This is a genomic window from Psychrobacter sp. ENNN9_III, assembly GCF_001462175.1.
Classification (GTDB): Bacteria; Pseudomonadota; Gammaproteobacteria; order Pseudomonadales; family Moraxellaceae; genus Psychrobacter.
Window position 1 is genome coordinate 1 of the sequence record NZ_LNUO01000078.1, and the last position, 16,129, is coordinate 16,129.

General features: G+C 43.0%; 15 protein-coding genes. 10 read left to right on the forward strand and 5 right to left on the reverse strand.

Annotated elements, in window-relative coordinates:
• Positions 1 to 498: YoaK family protein (locus PENNN9_RS05125; protein ID WP_058368648.1), on the forward strand; the 498-nt coding region annotated here is incomplete at its 5' end.
• An 88-nt stretch (positions 499 to 586) separates the two neighbouring features.
• Here the strand turns inward: PENNN9_RS05125 and PENNN9_RS12790 are convergent.
• Positions 587 to 751 (reverse strand): hypothetical protein, encoded by a 165-nt coding sequence (locus PENNN9_RS12790; RefSeq protein WP_178379358.1) that lies wholly within the window; start codon positions 749 to 751, stop codon positions 587 to 589.
• Between the two features lie 417 nt (positions 752 to 1,168).
• Between PENNN9_RS12790 and PENNN9_RS05130 the strand changes: the two genes are divergently transcribed.
• A complete protein-coding gene (locus PENNN9_RS05130) occupies positions 1,169 to 2,590 on the forward strand; it encodes an SLC13 family permease (protein ID WP_058368649.1) in 1,422 nt (473 codons plus the stop codon).
• A gap of 107 nt (positions 2,591 to 2,697) precedes the next feature.
• On the opposite strand, the gene PENNN9_RS05135 is transcribed toward PENNN9_RS05130, so the two are convergent.
• Positions 2,698 to 3,870 carry a cupin domain-containing protein gene (locus PENNN9_RS05135; protein WP_058368650.1) on the reverse strand — a complete coding sequence of 391 codons (1,173 nt, stop codon included), beginning with the start codon at positions 3,868 to 3,870 and terminating at the stop codon, positions 2,698 to 2,700.
• 152 nt (positions 3,871 to 4,022) lie between these two features.
• Here PENNN9_RS05135 and PENNN9_RS05140 point away from each other — a divergent pair, with 152 nt between their 5' ends.
• Entirely contained in the window at positions 4,023 to 4,217 is a 195-nt protein-coding gene (locus PENNN9_RS05140) for an NF038104 family lipoprotein (RefSeq protein ID WP_058368651.1), read from the forward strand.
• Between the two features lie 167 nt (positions 4,218 to 4,384).
• Here PENNN9_RS05140 and purB read toward each other — a convergent pair whose 3' ends face one another.
• From purB to mnmA, 3 genes are all read right to left on the reverse strand, one after another.
• On the reverse strand, positions 4,385 to 5,776 hold the full coding sequence (purB, locus tag PENNN9_RS05145) for an adenylosuccinate lyase (protein ID WP_058368652.1): 1,392 nt from the start codon (positions 5,774 to 5,776) through the stop codon (positions 4,385 to 4,387).
• 162 nt (positions 5,777 to 5,938) lie between these two features.
• Complete coding sequence (locus PENNN9_RS05150) at positions 5,939 to 7,810, reverse strand: hypothetical protein (protein ID WP_058368653.1); 1,872 nt, start codon at positions 7,808 to 7,810, stop codon at positions 5,939 to 5,941.
• A 124-nt stretch (positions 7,811 to 7,934) separates the two neighbouring features.
• Positions 7,935 to 9,152, reverse strand: a complete 1,218-nt coding sequence (gene mnmA, locus PENNN9_RS05155) for a tRNA 2-thiouridine(34) synthase MnmA (RefSeq protein WP_413771738.1) — start codon at positions 9,150 to 9,152, stop codon at positions 7,935 to 7,937.
• Positions 9,153 to 9,422: 270 nt separating this feature from the next.
• Between mnmA and ispF the strand changes: the two genes are divergently transcribed.
• From ispF to PENNN9_RS05190, 7 genes are all read left to right on the forward strand, one after another.
• The gene (gene ispF, locus PENNN9_RS05160; RefSeq protein ID WP_058368654.1) at positions 9,423 to 9,926 is read left to right on the forward strand and encodes a 2-C-methyl-D-erythritol 2,4-cyclodiphosphate synthase; all 504 of its coding nucleotides are present in this window, start codon (positions 9,423 to 9,425) and stop codon (positions 9,924 to 9,926) included.
• 149 nt (positions 9,927 to 10,075) lie between these two features.
• Positions 10,076 to 10,426: a Grx4 family monothiol glutaredoxin gene (gene grxD / locus PENNN9_RS05165; protein ID WP_058368655.1), complete on the forward strand. Its 351-nt coding sequence runs from the start codon at positions 10,076 to 10,078 to the stop codon at positions 10,424 to 10,426.
• Positions 10,427 to 10,626: 200 nt separating this feature from the next.
• The gene (locus tag PENNN9_RS05170; protein ID WP_058368656.1) at positions 10,627 to 11,211 is read left to right on the forward strand and encodes a hypothetical protein; all 585 of its coding nucleotides are present in this window, start codon (positions 10,627 to 10,629) and stop codon (positions 11,209 to 11,211) included.
• A 247-nt stretch (positions 11,212 to 11,458) separates the two neighbouring features.
• Positions 11,459 to 13,354 (forward strand): tRNA uridine-5-carboxymethylaminomethyl(34) synthesis enzyme MnmG, encoded by a 1,896-nt coding sequence (gene mnmG / locus PENNN9_RS05175; protein ID WP_058368657.1) that lies wholly within the window; start codon positions 11,459 to 11,461, stop codon positions 13,352 to 13,354.
• Positions 13,355 to 13,560: 206 nt separating this feature from the next.
• Positions 13,561 to 13,770, forward strand: a complete 210-nt coding sequence (locus PENNN9_RS05180; protein WP_058368658.1) for a ChaB family protein — start codon at positions 13,561 to 13,563, stop codon at positions 13,768 to 13,770.
• 109 nt (positions 13,771 to 13,879) lie between these two features.
• The gene (locus PENNN9_RS05185) at positions 13,880 to 14,839 is read left to right on the forward strand and encodes an AEC family transporter (RefSeq protein ID WP_058368659.1); all 960 of its coding nucleotides are present in this window, start codon (positions 13,880 to 13,882) and stop codon (positions 14,837 to 14,839) included.
• A gap of 280 nt (positions 14,840 to 15,119) precedes the next feature.
• The coding region (locus PENNN9_RS05190; RefSeq protein WP_058368660.1) for an ornithine cyclodeaminase family protein at positions 15,120 to 16,129 on the forward strand (1,010 nt) is incomplete at its 3' end.

Here is a 16,129-nt window from a genome sequence, read left to right on the forward strand (position 1 = left end):
ATTGGTGCGCTATTACTGTCCTTTTTGGCAGGCGCAATACTGAGCGGTTTCGTGATTGGTCAGACTTCTTTGAAATTAGGTAGACGTTATGGGCGTGCCCTATATATTGAAGCGGCGTTACTATTACTTAGTTACTGGTTATACCAACAGCATGATTATTTAGGGCAGTTGACTGCGGCAATGGCTTGTGGATTACAAAACGCGATGGTAGCGACTTATAGTGGCGCCGTCATTCGTACCACACATTTGACAGGCTTGACATCAGATATGGGGGCAGCGATTGGCAACTGGCTAGCGGGACGATCAATTAGCAAGCCTACGCTAGGGTTTCAGGCCATCATTTGGTATTGCTTTTGTGGTGGCAGCGTTGTAGGAGCATTGTTATATGCTAGCGTTGGTTATGGTGCGCTATTATTACCGATAAGTATTGTTTTGATAGCTGCAATTGTCTATAACCGTGCTTCGGATCGTCTGCCCGAAAGGAGAGACTCGATATAATAAAGGCGTCTACCGAATCAATCGATAGACGCCATTGTCTATGCTTATAAATGAAATAAGGTCGCTATAAAAATTACAGACTCAGCTCTTATTGTTCTTTGTCTTCTTCATGATCTTCATGCTCATGCAAACCTTGCATCATATCAAGCGCGCAATCATCAGTACGCTGCTGATCTTCTTTATCAAGACCATCTTGATTGATATCTTTTGGTGCCATTTTAGTGGTTGCGTCGGCTTTTTCACGATTGGCCATGGGATACTCCTGATTGCCTTAATGTCTTGTAGTACAACTATCAATACTACGATGACATTTTATAAAAGTTACTAATATCACTTAATTTATATCATTTATATGTATATGAGTCATATTAATCTACTCATTTAGTATGAGTAATCTTTGATTGCTTGTACAGCGTTAGACTGAACCAATTTGGTGACGATGTGTAACGCTAAATAAGGGAAAGATATAAAGATTATTGGTAGTCAAAAAAGTAATCAATGTATCTTACAGACAAAGATTTTTATAATCATAAGAAAAATACTGTCAGACCAAACTCTGTTATGATAGCCACGTATTTTTAGCGGTGCTACAAAAATGTAACCAGCTATCAAAGTACGCTTTTATTTTTACAACTTTCAATAATGTCTCTGGGCGCAATAAGGACACTCTATGTCAGAGCAAAAACTAGACAGCCATCTTCCGGATGATGGCAACGAGTATTTATTTACCGATACCTTTCCAAAAGGTACTGGAAAAGGGCTGATAGTGGTCGCCGTTGCTGCGATTATTAGTATGATTATATACAACGTATTACCGTTTGATATAAATGCTAATAAAGGCCTCGCCATGCTGTTTTTTATCGGCGTATTATGGCTAACCGAAGCGGTACATGTAACGATTACTGCTCTTTTAGTGGTGGTGGTAGGCGCATTAATCGGCATACCTGAATTTGATGCCAAGATAGGGTTGCAAAGCTTTGCAAGTCCGATTATCTATCTATTCTTTGGTGGTTTTGCTTTAGCGGCAGCTCTACATGTCCAGCAATTGGACAAAAAAATTGCCCTTAAGATACTATCAATGTCTGGTGGTAATCTTGGCACCGCGGTCTTTTTAATATTCGGTGTGACCGCATTTTTATCAATGTGGATATCGAATACAGCAACGGCAGCGATGATGTTGCCATTGGCTCTTGGTATTTTAACGCAGGTCGATCGTGAAAAAGATCGTGGTACCTTTGTGTTTGTATTATTGGGTATCGCTTATTCTGCCAGTTTGGGCGGCTTAGGTACTATCGTTGGCTCACCGCCTAACGCCATCGCTGCAAAAGCTTTGGACATTGCTTTTGTTGATTGGATGAAGTTTGGCGTACCGATGATGTTGGTGCTATTGCCATTACTGTTAGGTGCTATGTACTTTGTACTCAAACCTAATCTAAACCGTAAAGTTACGGTTGCACAAGAGGCACCTATTAAATGGAACAAACCACGTGTATTGACTATTATTGTCTTTATCATAACAGCACTTAGCTGGATATTTTCCAAAAAAATTGGCGCCGCACTCGATATTGCCGACACTGATGCTATCATTGCCTTGTCCGCAGCTGCAGCGGTGGTTAGTTTGGGCTTGGTATCTTGGAAACAAGTATCAGATAATACTGACTGGGGCGTACTCATGCTATTCGGTGGCGGTATTGCGTTATCGACAGTATTAAAAGTCTCTGGCGCATCGCTAGTACTTGGTGAGACAGTCGCTAACGCTTTATCCACGGCGCCTATTATTTTAGTGATGATTGCGATTTCAGCGTTCATTATTTTCTTAACAGAGTTTGCATCTAACACAGCATCTGCCGCTCTATTGGTGCCAGTATTCGCTGCTATCGCTGAGCAGATGGGCTTGCCACATGAAGTGCTGGTGTTGGTCATTGGTATTGGTGCTTCGTGTGCCTTTATGCTGCCAGTAGCGACGCCGCCGAATGCGATCGTCTTTGGTACTGGTCTGATAAAACAATCAGAGATGATCCGTACAGGTGTGATATTAAATGTTATTGCTACCTTTGTGATCGGTCTATGGGCATACTTTTTCTTGATTTAATAATATGTGAGGTAACAAAAAAACCGATATCTGAAGGTTCAGGTATCGGTTTTTTTATATAATGCTGATGTTGTAACAGTCAGTTGTTTGTACAGTCTCCTTAAAGGCTACTCTGGATAATCAAGCCAAACCCAGCCATTCTCAAGCCATTCGCTTAACTCGTCTGGATCGACATCTGCAACATCTTGATAAAGTAGATGCTCGCCATTTGCCAACCGTATTAGTACCACCGCTGCCGCCTCATCGATGCCATCAAGGCGTTGACCATTGGCATATAATGTGATGTCATTGTCATTTTGGCTATAGAGTAGGCGATTACTATAATCTGCCTGCAGTGTTGCTCCATCAGATAATGCTTGCATTAGCTCGTCAGTCTCCAATGTCTCCTCTGGGACCAGCGCATCATATTGACGTTTGCTCACGACCTCAGACACGGCTTGACGGATAATATTATCACCGCGCTCAGATTGCAGCATTTGTAAGAGCTGGTTTTTAATCGCATCAATACTATCTGCTTGCAACTCACCCGAGGCTTGCAGTGCTTGCGGTAGCAGCATTGGAACAAACAAATCACTGTCGTTGGTCGCGATATCGGCCATGCTGTCGATGATTTGCATAAGATTGGGACGCCGACAGCCAAATGAAAACGTCAGGCAGTCATCTTGTGCTACCCCAAAGTGTGAGAGTTTTGGCGGTACATAAAGCACATCGCCCGCTTCTAATACCTCATCAAAGATGATCTCGCCCATATCATCAAAGACCCGAATCGGCTCATCTGCGACAAACTCAGTGTCTTTATCACAAAACTTACCAAGCTGCCAGCGGCGCGATCCAAACCCTTGCGCCAAAAACACATCATAATCATCATAGTGCTTACCGACTGAGCCGCCTGCAGGCGCGTATGAGACCATAATATCGTCGCGCTGCCACTGCGGAATAAAGTCAAATGCCTGCCATAACTGTCCAAGCTCAGGTGACCACTGTTCCATATTCTGTACCAGTACGGTCCACTGCGTTGGTAAATGAACAAAATCAACTTCAGACAGCGGGCTTTTTTTGAGTTGCCACTGCGCTTCGCCTTCTTGCTTAGTCGTAGCTTGAGTAAGCAGGCGTGCTGAAGCATCTTCTTCCAAAGCAAGACCGAGCATATCTTCTGGCTCGAACATACCGATCAGCTGCGGTAGACCTTGCTTAATCAAGAGTGGTTTTTTTTGCCAGTATTCGCTTAAGAATTGTTCAGGCGTCATTGAGTCAGGTAAACAAAGGGGAATTGAGGTCATCGGTAAATCCATATTTAAAAATGGGTATAAGATTAATAGTGAGGAGTACTTTATAGGACGGTTTTAATAGTTTATGATTATCGCTTATCTGGTAGCGAGCATTACAGTACTAGTGACTGCTGTCAGAACATCCCTTTAATCGTAGGACATTTATGAAAAAATTACAATTTATCGTCATTATCGCAAGCGTATTTTTACTTCAAGCTTGTGTACATAAGATAGTAACGGTACCTGCTAAAGTTGCGTATAAAACCACCAAAGGCGTGGTCAAAGGCACGGTCGCAGTCGGCAAAGCCATCATACCAGGCGACAGTGACGACGATGATGATAAAAAGGATAAAAAATAAAACCTTACTTATCACCTATGAGTTTTTAAGACAATCATAGCATTCAAAGTAAGGTTGTTGTTTATTTATAGATTCAGGTGAATATACAGTTGGTTTGACCAGATAGAAATGAGGTATTTGCGCCTCATTTCTATTGTTTTAAGGTCTTAAATTCACCTTAGCAAACTTTATAGCTTTGCCATCCAGTCTTTGATAGCACGTGCTTGCTCAGCAGCGTTACCAGTATAAGTCGCTGGCGTAAGCTCGCGTAGACGTGCTTTGTCACTATCAGACACAGCGGACAACTCGTCACTGTCTACGAAAGTGAGCATCGCTTCGCGTGTCATGGCATTGCCACGAGTTAAGGCTTTTAATTTCTCATACGGGTTTTCGACGCGGTAGCGACGCATGACCGTTTGAATCGGCTCTGCCAATACTTCTTGTGCTTGGTCAAGGTCATCATTTAAGCGCTGTGGATTGACTTCTAATTTGCCCACACCTTTTAGGCAAGCATCAAACGCAATCATGCTTTGCGCCAGACCAACACCGATATTACGTAGTACCGTAGAGTCTGATAAATCGCGCTGCATACGTGAAATCGGTAGCTTTTCGCCCAAATGTGCGAGCATGGCATTGGCCACGCCCAAGTTACCTTCTGAGTTTTCAAAATCAATGGGGTTGACTTTATGTGGCATGGTTGATGAGCCGACTTCACCATCTTTTAGGCGCTGCTTAAAATAGCCTAAGCTAATATATTGCCAAACATCACGGTTAAAATCGATCAATACCGTATTAAAACGCTTTACAGCATCAAATAATTCGGCAATATAGTCATGTGGCTCGATTTGCGTCGTATAAGGGTTAAAGGTCAGCTCAAGACGCTCATTGATGAATTGCTCTGCATGCTTAGCCCAGTCCACATCAGGGTAGGCTGATAAATGCGCGTTATAGTTACCGACCGCGCCATTTATTTTACCTAACAGCTCAACTTCACCGATTTGTTTGATTTGGCGGGCAAGGCGATAAGCCACGTTTGCCATCTCTTTACCTAGCGTCGTTGGGCTGGCAGTTTGACCGTGAGTACGTGAGAGCATTGGCTGATCGGCGTGCGCAATGGCTAGGTCGGCGATACTGTCAGTCACTTGCTGCATTTTTGCAACCACAAGCTTGCGGCTGTCTTTGAGCATCAATGCGTACGATAAGTTGTTAATGTCCTCACTGGTACACGCAAAGTGAATAAACTCCAAGCTGTCTTCTAGCTGCTGATTGCCGCGAAAGCGATCTTTGATAAAGTACTCAACGGCTTTGACGTCGTGATTGGTCGTCGCTTCGATATCTTTGATAGCCTGAGCGTCGCTTTCACTAAAATCATCAACGATACTGTTTAAAAAGGCATGGGTGCCGGCATCAAACGCTACTAATTCGCCAATCGCGCTGTTGTCTGCCAATGACTGCAACCAGCGAATCTCAACGGTGACACGCGCTTTAATCAAGCCAAATTCAGACAAATAAGGACGCAGGCTGTCGGCTTTGGATGCGTAACGACCGTCGATTGGGGAGAGTGCGGTAAGTGGAGTCATAGTGATGCCTCGATAGTTATGAGATAAAAATTGCAAAGGTATAGCGACTAAAAATCGCTATATAAGCACGGGGTAAAAATAGTTGCGCGTAATATAGCAGAAATGCGAATGTAAAAAACCCGTCTATTCATATAACTTTATATTTAAGGTGTATTTTCATATTTAGGGTGCATCGACAGTATCTGATTGCGTTGTCCCATACTGAGTATTAAAGTAAAAACTACGATGAGTTCTGGCACTTAAACTTAAAGGTACTGTTTTCACCGTTCCGTTTTCTCCAATCGGCACACTATCGCTCGCATAATCACTTGCCTGATAACTAGGATTAGCGAGTTTCGACGTTACTGCGGCATTGTTGTCGCCTTTTTTTTGGAGAATGTCGCGCATGACGAAGTTGTTAATATCGATATTGGCACGGTTGGTCGCAGTAATCTTATAAGCAATGCAATTCCCAGGCTTAATATCTGCGCCTGCGCCAGTCTCTGAGCTAGAAAGGGGGTCTTTGCTATAAGTGAGACTGGTAATATCAGTCACTTTGCAGTCATTAGCAGCCTGTTCTTTTTCTAGCACTAAAGCTACGTTTTGATCAATAACTCTACCAAAGTTATTATTTTGATACTCATATTTCGCATTCTCTAACGTAATAGCCTTTTTATTAGTCGTCGTACGAATAGGGTAAGTAGTACCGCTTCTTTCTTCTAATAGACAAACGCTAGCTTGACTACCAAGGTCAGTTATAGGGACTTTAAGCTGGTATGTACCAATATCGCTACCAGAGGATTTTACAGATTGTGCGGCATATGTGATGGTTGGATTATCACAGCTATTGACTATTTTGACTGTGCTACCGGCAATACCAGATTCAGAAGCACTGTTAAATAGCCCATTAAAATAATTGGGTTTATTGCTGTAGGCGCCGCTCGTTATGTTTGCGTTACTAGCATCTGCCTCTGCAGTAGTAATACCACCATTGTCATCAAATACAGTACCAGAAAAGACATAGTAATAAGGAGTGCTTTCTATACCAAAGCTGATCCATTCATTATATGTCTCTCCAACCACATCAGCTTCGATAGCACTGTTGCCTTTCATAATGCCTTGGTAGGTTAAAGTTACCGATTCTGCATTTCTGACTGCAATCACATAATTGCTTTTTGAGTTTTCGATACCATAGCTTACGTAGCTACTGTTATTAGGGATAAGAGTATTAGTGTTTAGAGGAGAGTATGAATTTCTATTATTAGGGTTGGTGGAGCTGTCTTTTAAAATATTTTCAAAAGTAGGAGTTGGAGGTAATGTACCTCTTTTTTGCGCGCCAAAGCTCACTTCACCGCTATTATTAGTGCTTGGCGTAAATGAGCTACTATTACCAGTACCGTTTAGTGCTGTTAAGCTATAATAGTAAAGGTCATTGTTGCCATCACTGAAGCTATCAACACGTAGCTGCGGCTGACTAGTCGCATTATTAGAGCTAAAGCTATCGCGCGATATCCTTTTACCCATAAAGTAATCACCCATGGCGCCAAAAAAATAGCCAACGTCGGGGTTTTTTCTAACCGTCGCTTCTACAGGCAGATTGATCTGAGAGTTTTGAGTAAAGCTCAAGGTTTGACGAGCAATCTCAGAGTTACCACCTGTGGTATAGCTGGTTTGGCCAATTTTTATAGTATGTAAAGAAGTGATGTCATCAGGCGTAATAATTATCGTATGAGTAAACTTATCTCTGTCATTGCCAGCATTGGCCTCATTTTTGATTTCAATACCATTGTCACCAACTCTGACACTTGCGCCATTGTAACCATTAGCTGCCCCTGCGGTGACCTTAAACTTACCCGTGGCATTTTCTGCTGTTCGGTAAGTGCCTGATGCAATACTACCTGCGATTGTATTTGTGTCGCGAATAAATGTTCCGAAATTTGTAGGAATGGCTTGAGCAAATATCGGGGTGGTAATAACGAAAAAAGCAATGATCTGACTTTTGAATGTTGAATATGATTTTACAGTGTTCAAAACAGGTATAAAGCGGCCAGTCATGAAGTATCCTATAAGTGTAACTGATATAACTAATATAATTGGAAATTTGCAAGCTACCATTTTTGAACTATTATTTTTTAGCTATTCATAATGTAAGCTACTAATAAGTATTGGTAGAAAATAATTAAAGCCCGCACGGTGCGTCAATAGAGGCAATCACCCCGCCACCAAGACATACCTCATCGATATAAAACACGGCTGACTGACCTGGCGTCACCGCGCGCTGCGGCTCATCAAATACGGCTCGTACTTCACTGCCGTCTGAGTTTGTGGCAAATACATGACAAGCTTGATCTGGCTGACGATAGCGAGATTTTGCCATGCAGCGTAATCCTTCGGTGCTAAATATATCTGCAGGCGGTAGACCATCAATCCAGTCGAGCTTGTAAGCTTGCAGCTCATTACTCATGAGCATCGGATGCGCGTGACCTTGACCGACGATAAGACGGTTTTTGTCCAAGTCTTTTGCGAGCACAAACCAAGGCTCTTCAGGACGGTCTTTGACGCCGCCAATACCGATGCCACCACGCTGACCTAACGTGTAGTACATCAATCCATCGTGAGTACCAATGATGTGTCCGTCGTCAGTAATGATGTCGCCTTTTTGCGCAGGCAAGTATTGCTGTAAAAAGTCCTTAAAACGGCGCTCACCAATAAAGCAAATGCCAGTTGAGTCCTTCTTTTTAGCGGTAACAAGATCATGCTCTTCAGCGATCTGACGTACGGCTGGTTTTTCAAGCTCACCCACGGGGAACAAGGTCTTGGCAATTTTGTCGCCGCCAACTGCATGTAAGAAGTAGCTTTGGTCTTTATTGTTGTCAAGGCCACGCAGTAGCTGTGCAACTAGCATGCCATCGCTATTTTTGTAGTTGACGCTGCGACGGGTATAGTGACCTGTTGCAATATAATCAGCACCAAGAGTCAAGGCATAGTCTAAAAATGCTTTAAATTTGATCTCTTTATTGCATAAAATGTCAGGATTAGGCGTGCGCCCCGCTTTATATTCCGCTAAAAAATGCTCAAACACGCGGTCCCAGTATTCCATGGCAAAGTTGGCCGTGTGCAACTTAATACCGATTTTGTCACACACTGCTTGTGCGTCGGCTAAGTCGTCCATGGCAGTGCAGTATTCGGTGCCATCATCCTCTTCCCAGTTCTTCATGAAAAGACCTTCTACCTTAAAACCTGCTTGCTGGAGTAGGACGGCTGACACAGAAGAATCGACACCACCTGACATGCCAACGATCACATGCTTGGTGCTGGGGTTGTCGATATCAGCGAGCGTCAAGGGGCGCTGGATGCTAAAAGAATCAGAAGTTGATAGGGTTGATGTATTTGACATGACAGACATAGGACGGCTCAACTTTTTATACCTTGTCCAAAGTTTGAAATACTACTGAATTAAGACAACTACTAAAGTTAATAGGCTTAGTAAGTTGGCAGGATATCTCATCTTTTGGATTTGGTTTATTTTTAGAGTAGGTATGATGATAAAATAAGGACTATATTATACCAGCTAATTGAAACTGGTGGCGAGCTATGGCATCTTACTGCTTGGAAAATTCATATAGTAGTTTTAAATTATTTTAATCACGCTTATTTTGGGATAACAATGATAAAAATTGGTCAAGGTATTGATGTCCATGCGTTTCATAACAATGGTCAACAGCAGCAATATGTCATGCTAGCGGGTGTGCCTATCGAGCACAGCCATAGTCTACTTGCGCACTCAGATGGTGATGTGGTACTACATGCGCTTGCGGACGCGCTATTAGGTGCATTAGCGCTTGGCGACATCGGTCAGCACTTTCCTGATACTGACGCAGCCCATGCTGGTCTGGACTCTCGGGTATTGCTACGCTATGTCTATAACAAGGTACAAGGAGCAGGCTACACGCTCGGTAACGCTGACATTACGGTGATGTGTGAGCGCCCAAAACTTGCCCCACATAGTTTGGCTATGCGCGAAAATATCGCTAGTGATTTGCAAACTGCCATCAACAATGTCAGCATTAAAGCCACAACCACAGAAAAACTCGGTTTTACCGGTCGGCAAGAGGGCATTATGGCCAGTGCCGTGGTATTATTGGTCCCTAATACTGTCAAGCCTAGGTAGCGTTATTCTAACAGTGATTGGCCGAACCAAATTATATTCTGCTTGCAATACTGTGCTGGTTGCCCCATGTATCTACCATATCTTTACCTAATTATTAATTAGCACAGCCTTTTTAATTTCAATGAACTGCTTTATCAATAGGAGCTTTTATGAGTGAGCAAACCCCAAATACCGCTGCAAATGATGTTGAACAACTGATTCGTGATCAAATCAAAGAAAATAAAGTTCTTCTATATATGAAAGGTACACCGCAGTTTCCGCAGTGCGGATTTTCTGCGCGCTCTATCGAAGTATTGACCCAAATTGGTCGCCCGTTTGCATTCGTTAATATTTTAGAAAATCCAGAAATCCGTGCGACCTTACCGAAAGTTGGTAACTGGCCAACGTTTCCACAGTTATGGATTGATGGTGAATTAATGGGCGGGTCAGATATTATTCTTGAGATGTATCAATCAGGTGAGCTAAAGCCGTTGGTTGAAGCAAATAGTCCTGCTGCTTAATGACTTATCGCTTTTTTTTGGACTACTTTATTGTCTAAAACTACTTTTTGTATAAGTGATTTGTATTTTTTGACATCGCAAACCCGAGTAACCTATATAGTTGCTCGGGTTTTTTGTTGTCTATGCACTTTGTTGTTTTTATCGGTTTTAGCCCCATATAGTGGTTAAGATAAATACAATTTAGTTAATAAGAGATACTTATGAACGACCAATTAAAAAACGACGCATCAGCTATGCAACAAGAAGCGACTGGGCAAACTGCCCTCGAGAAGCGCCGTGAACATCTAAAAGCTGAGTCTCTACGTCTTATTGAGATGGCAGGTAATGAGCCGAACTCTGCGCTTAAATGTATCCATCAGCTCAGTGTGGCAGGCGGTGCCACAGAAGCGACTTATGTCGCTATCGAGCAGCGCGTTGTAACCGATCAAGACACTGCTGGCGCTTATCATTTGGCATTATTGGCGCAAAACACGCCAGATTTACCCATCGATGCGCGTCAGCTTATTGAGCTGGTTGTCAATAAAGGTGACAATGACCAGCGCTTGGCATTACTCAAAAACTTGCCACTGCCACCCGTTGATATGATAAAAGAGCAGGTTTTAGCCAGTAATGATGGCGATGCTATTGGTCAGATGAATGCTTATCTACAGATTAATCCAGAAGGCTATGGTAGCCATCATATGCTGGGTAGTAACCAAAAAGATCGCATTGTACCGTTAAGTCCTGGTAACAGTAACCAAAAAGATCGCATTGTACCGTTAAGTCCTGGTAACAGTATAGAATAATGCTTCATATAGTTGATTTGATATAAAATTAATATGTTCTAAAGTACTTTAATTTAAATAGTTTTTATTTGAGCATTTTTTAAATATCAAAAAATTGTTATAATAACTGGTTATCTATTTTCTAACCAACGGCTTGTTTTGGTCGTTGTTTCTTCTAATTCGACCGACGTTTATTTGCTCATGGCTTGCTTGTTATAACTAAGATGTGGTGAGCCAAAAGCGACGTTGTGAGTCAAGTGAGGCATACATGCAATACCCGAAAAATTACGACGTGATAGTGATCGGTGGCGGTCATGCTGGCACAGAAGCAGCTTTAGCATCCGCACGTATGGGCGCGCAGACCTTGCTGTTGACGCACAATATTGAGACGCTGGGTCAGATGAGCTGTAATCCGGCGATTGGCGGTATTGGTAAATCACACTTAGTGCGTGAGATTGATGCGCTAGGTGGTGCTATGGCATTGGCAACGGATAAGGCAGGTATCCAGTTCCGCGTACTGAATAGTCGCAAAGGTGCTGCTGTACGTGCTACTCGTGCGCAGGCAGATCGTATTTTGTACAAAGCCGCTATCCGTGAGACACTTGAGAACCAGCCTAATCTAGATTTATTTCAGCAAGGTGCTGATGATATTTTGGTAGAAAATGGTCGCGCGACGGCGGTTGTCACATCCACTGGCATTATCTTTAAGACCGAAACTGTGGTTTTGACTTCAGGAACATTCTTGGGAGGTGTCATTCACATCGGTCTTGAGAACTCAAAAGGCGGACGCGCAGGAGATCAACCGTCCATTAAATTGGCAGACCGTTTGCGTGAGCTAAAGCTACCAGTAGGTCGCTTAAAGACAGGCACGCCCGCACGTATCGATGCGCGTAGCGTTGACTTTAGTGTAATGACGGTACAGCCCGGTGATACACCGTTGCCAGTGATGAGCTACCTGGGTGATGTATCCATGCATCCTGAACAGGTCAACTGCTATATTACGCATACCAATGCGCGTACCCATGACATTATCCGTGACAATTTAGATCGCTCACCGATGTTCTCTGGCAAAATTGAAGGCGTGGGTCCACGTTACTGCCCATCGATTGAAGATAAGATTCACCGTTTTGCTGATAAAGACAGTCATCAAATCTTTATTGAGCCAGAAGGTCTGACGACGCATGAGCTGTATCCAAATGGTATCTCAACCAGCTTACCATTTGATGTGCAGTTAGAGTTTATTCATAGTATGAAAGGCTTAGAAAACGCGCACATTACCCGTCCAGGCTATGCGATTGAATATGATTATTTTGATCCACAAAACCTAAAGCCGACGCTTGAGACCAAGTCTATTGATCGTTTGTACTTCGCGGGTCAAATCAACGGTACGACTGGCTATGAAGAAGCGGGCGTGCAGGGTTTGCTAGCAGGAACGAATGCCGCACTCGTCACTAGTAATAATAGTGAGTTTGAAACGTGGACACCGCGCCGTGATGAAGCTTATCTTGGCGTGCTTGTCGACGATCTTATCACTCATGGCACAACTGAGCCGTATCGTATGTTTACTAGCCGTGCAGAATATCGTTTGCTCTTGCGTGAAGACAATGCGGATCAACGCTTGACTGAGACGGGCCGTAAGCTTGGCTTGGTTGATGACGTGCGCTGGCAGGCGTATCAACAGAAAATGGAAGCCATTGCTACAGAATCTGCCCGCCTAAAAGATATGTGGGCAACCCCTGCGAATGCTTTGGGACAAAAAGTCACTGAGCAAACAGGCGAAATACTTAGCAAAGAAGCGACTGCTTTTGATTTGCTGAAACGTCCGCAAATCCACTTTGCCGATATTGCCGCTATTACTGATTCGCAAGTCGATGCGCAGGTGGGTGAGCAGATTGAAATCTCGGTTAAGTACGCCGGCTACATTGATCGTCAGTCCGAAGAAATTGAACAAATGAAGCGCTTGGAAAATACTAAGCTGCCAATGGATTTTGACTACAGCATCGTGTCAGGGCTATCAAATGAGATTGTACAAAAGCTCACGCAAGTACGTCCTGCCACGCTTGCCCAAGCTGGGCGCGTGAGTGGTGTGACTCCTGCTGCCGTTCAACTATTGGCAATGACTGTGAAAAAGCAGAAAAAAGTAAAAGCGGCATTAGATTCTTAATGTGTGCATTTTTGATAACGGTAAATTAAAGCGTAGATAGTGTGTATAAAACCCATAGTGTAATAACATTGTGGGTTTTTTTATGGCTATACGCTTAACAATTCAAAAACAGCTTAGCACTGTTATATTTCGGTTTAGTAAGAAATAATAGGTAAAATAAAATTGCTAGAAATGACGTCAACCAAACATAAACGAGGAGTAAAATTATGCCTTTTGACAAGTTATCAGACCTACCAGATTCGGTAAAAGACAACTTACCCAAACATGCACAAGAAATATTTCGTGCAGCATTTAATAGTGCAAGCGAGCAGTATGATGATGAGTCACGTTGGTTTGCTACCGCATGGGCAGCTGTTGAGAATGTCTACGAAAAAAATGCTGATGGTAAGTGGGTAAAAAAGCCAGATCATAAGTAAAGATACAGTACATCTTTTACTCATCCATAATTTAACCTAACCTATAACAAGTATGTGCTCATGGCTTTGAAAATACAGCTTTGAGTACATTGTCGTTCCGAGCTTATTTATGATCGAAGCCATTGTTTTTGCGATTACCATTGTACTGCCCAACCTTGCCTTAATGGGGTTGGGTTTTTTTATGCAAAGACGCGGCGAGGCGAGCCAAACCTTTATTGATCAGTCCTCAAACTTTGTCTTTAACTATTGTTTGCCCTGTTTGCTTTTTTTTAGTGTGGTCGATAGTGAGGTTGATTATGGCAAACAAATCACGCTGATAGTTGCTGGTATTTTGGTGACCTTTATCTTATTTATCGGTGCAGAGATTTATGCCAAGCGTTTTGTCAGTCGTCCAGCGGATCAAGGAGTATTCGTACAAGGTATATTTCGCAGCAACATGGCCATTATTGGACTGGCAACAGTTGCCAACGCCTACGGAGAGCGTGGCTTAAGTGTCGGTGCAGTCTATATGGGTGTGGTGACGATATTATTTAACATCTTAGCCGTTATTACTCTTAGTCGTGTGTCCAAAAGCATGGATGATACGTGGGCGAGTCGCAGCACTATGATTATTAAAAAGCTATTTACCAATCCATTAATCATCGCCTTATTAGCTGCCTTTGCTTATAAGGCTCTTATGTTGCCGCCACTTACTGGTGTCATTCATACGACTGGCGACTTACTAGCAGCCGTAGCATTGCCATTAGCATTGATTTGTGCCGGAGCCAGTATCGATTTAAAGTCAATGCTGCATCCATCGGGCTTGTCCATGCAGGCGAGTATCGGCCGTATTGTTGTAGCACCAGTAGTCGCTATTACAGTAGGATTGGGCTTTGGGCTGACGGGTGTACATATGGGGGTGCTGTTTTTGATGGCAGCATCACCGACTGCCGCTGCCAGTTATGTAATGGCAAAAGCAATGGGTGGTAACGATGTGCTCGCCGCCAATATTTTGGCTTTTACCACGGTAGTTGGAATGTTTGGCATGGCGATTGGCGCGGCGATGTTACGTGTTTTAGGGTGGATGTAGTAGCTATATATCGCAGCAATCTAGAAAAGCTACCTTAAATCGCATTTTTTAATTTACCTAGAAAATCAGACAGAGCTTTATTTTGAAGTTTTTTAATAATATAGTGCATGCTGGGTAATTTTTAACTCAGTATCGGATGGTTGTCGTTACGCCTATTGTCTTATTTGATAGATAAAGGCATGATGAGACGTGTATAAGTATCGAGTAGATGGAAGTAACAACAACTCCATAATAAATACGATTATAAATTTACAAATTCAACAAGCAAGGAGTGCTCACAGTGCAGTTATTAAACCAAGCAGTAGTGACCGAACATCTCAATATGCAAGCAGCTATTGATGCCATTGAAGAGCTATTACATCAGCAAGCGGCGCATCCTAATTGGGTAAAGGCGCCTGAACGTTTAGTCATTGAGACATTTAGTGAGGATAAGAAGCATAGCTCAGGCTCGCATTTATCGATGCCAGCAACTATCTATAATGGTGAAAAAGAGTACACTGCCGTAAAGCTCGTCACTATTTGCCCTGATAATCCTAGTCGTAATATGCCAACGACCACCGCTATTATTACCGTATCAAACAATGATACTGGCGAGATATTAGCCATTATGGATGGCATTTATATAACTCAGGTGAGGACGGCAGCATTATCAGGTATCGCTACTAAGTATATGACAAAGTCTGATTGTCAGAGTGTCGCTGTGGTTGGTTGTGGCGGTATGGCTTATGAGCAGTTAAACGCTGTATTAACGGTACGCCCTGACATTAAAACAGTGTATTTATGGAACAGAAACCATAAAGGTGCGGAGCAATTTAAAACCCGTTTTGCTAATGATTATGCCCAGTGGGACGTTGAAATCAAGGTCTGTGAAGAGATGAGTGAAGCGGTTCGTGATGCCGATATCATTAATGTTGCAACACGGGCGACTGAAGGTTTATTTAGTGTTGATCAAATTAAAGCCGATGCCCATATCAATGCGGTAGGCGCCTATCAAGCAACAATGAAAGAGATCGGTAACGACATCGTTGCAAGCAGTAGCATGGTCGTCGTTGATGACTTGGCTGGTAGCCGTCACGAAGCGGGCGATTTAATCCAAGCGCATGATAACTCTGATTGTACATGGACTTGGGATGATCTCAGCGGTGATTTGCAAGCGTTAGCAACGGGTGCGTTAAAAGAAGAGGTCACTAAGTCTGATGGAGTCACTTTGTTTAAGTCTGTAGGTGCGGCAAGTTTCGATGCAGCAGTGGCTTTATATGTCGCAAAACAAGCAGAACAAAAAAACCTTGG

Bases quoted from the DNA above. Each gene is read 5' to 3' on its own strand.
- PENNN9_RS12790 (WP_178379358.1), bottom strand. From the start codon at position 751: ATGGCCAATCGTGAAAAAGCCGACGCAACCACTAAAATGGCACCAAAA.
- PENNN9_RS05130 (WP_058368649.1), top strand. From the start codon at position 1,169: ATGTCAGAGCAAAAACTAGACAGCCATCTTCCGGATGATGGCAACGAG.
- PENNN9_RS05135 (WP_058368650.1), bottom strand. From the start codon at position 3,870: ATGACCTCAATTCCCCTTTGTTTACCTGACTCAATGACGCCTGAACAA.
- PENNN9_RS05140 (WP_058368651.1), top strand. From the start codon at position 4,023: ATGAAAAAATTACAATTTATCGTCATTATCGCAAGCGTATTTTTACTT.
- purB (WP_058368652.1), bottom strand. From the start codon at position 5,776: ATGACTCCACTTACCGCACTCTCCCCAATCGACGGTCGTTACGCATCC.
- PENNN9_RS05150 (WP_058368653.1), bottom strand. From the start codon at position 7,810: ATGACTGGCCGCTTTATACCTGTTTTGAACACTGTAAAATCATATTCA.
- mnmA (WP_413771738.1), bottom strand. From the start codon at position 9,152: ATGTCAAATACATCAACCCTATCAACTTCTGATTCTTTTAGCATCCAG.
- ispF (WP_058368654.1), top strand. From the start codon at position 9,423: ATGATAAAAATTGGTCAAGGTATTGATGTCCATGCGTTTCATAACAAT.
- grxD (WP_058368655.1), top strand. From the start codon at position 10,076: ATGAGTGAGCAAACCCCAAATACCGCTGCAAATGATGTTGAACAACTG.
- PENNN9_RS05170 (WP_058368656.1), top strand. From the start codon at position 10,627: ATGAACGACCAATTAAAAAACGACGCATCAGCTATGCAACAAGAAGCG.
- mnmG (WP_058368657.1), top strand. From the start codon at position 11,459: ATGCAATACCCGAAAAATTACGACGTGATAGTGATCGGTGGCGGTCAT.
- PENNN9_RS05180 (WP_058368658.1), top strand. From the start codon at position 13,561: ATGCCTTTTGACAAGTTATCAGACCTACCAGATTCGGTAAAAGACAAC.
- PENNN9_RS05185 (WP_058368659.1), top strand. From the start codon at position 13,880: ATGATCGAAGCCATTGTTTTTGCGATTACCATTGTACTGCCCAACCTT.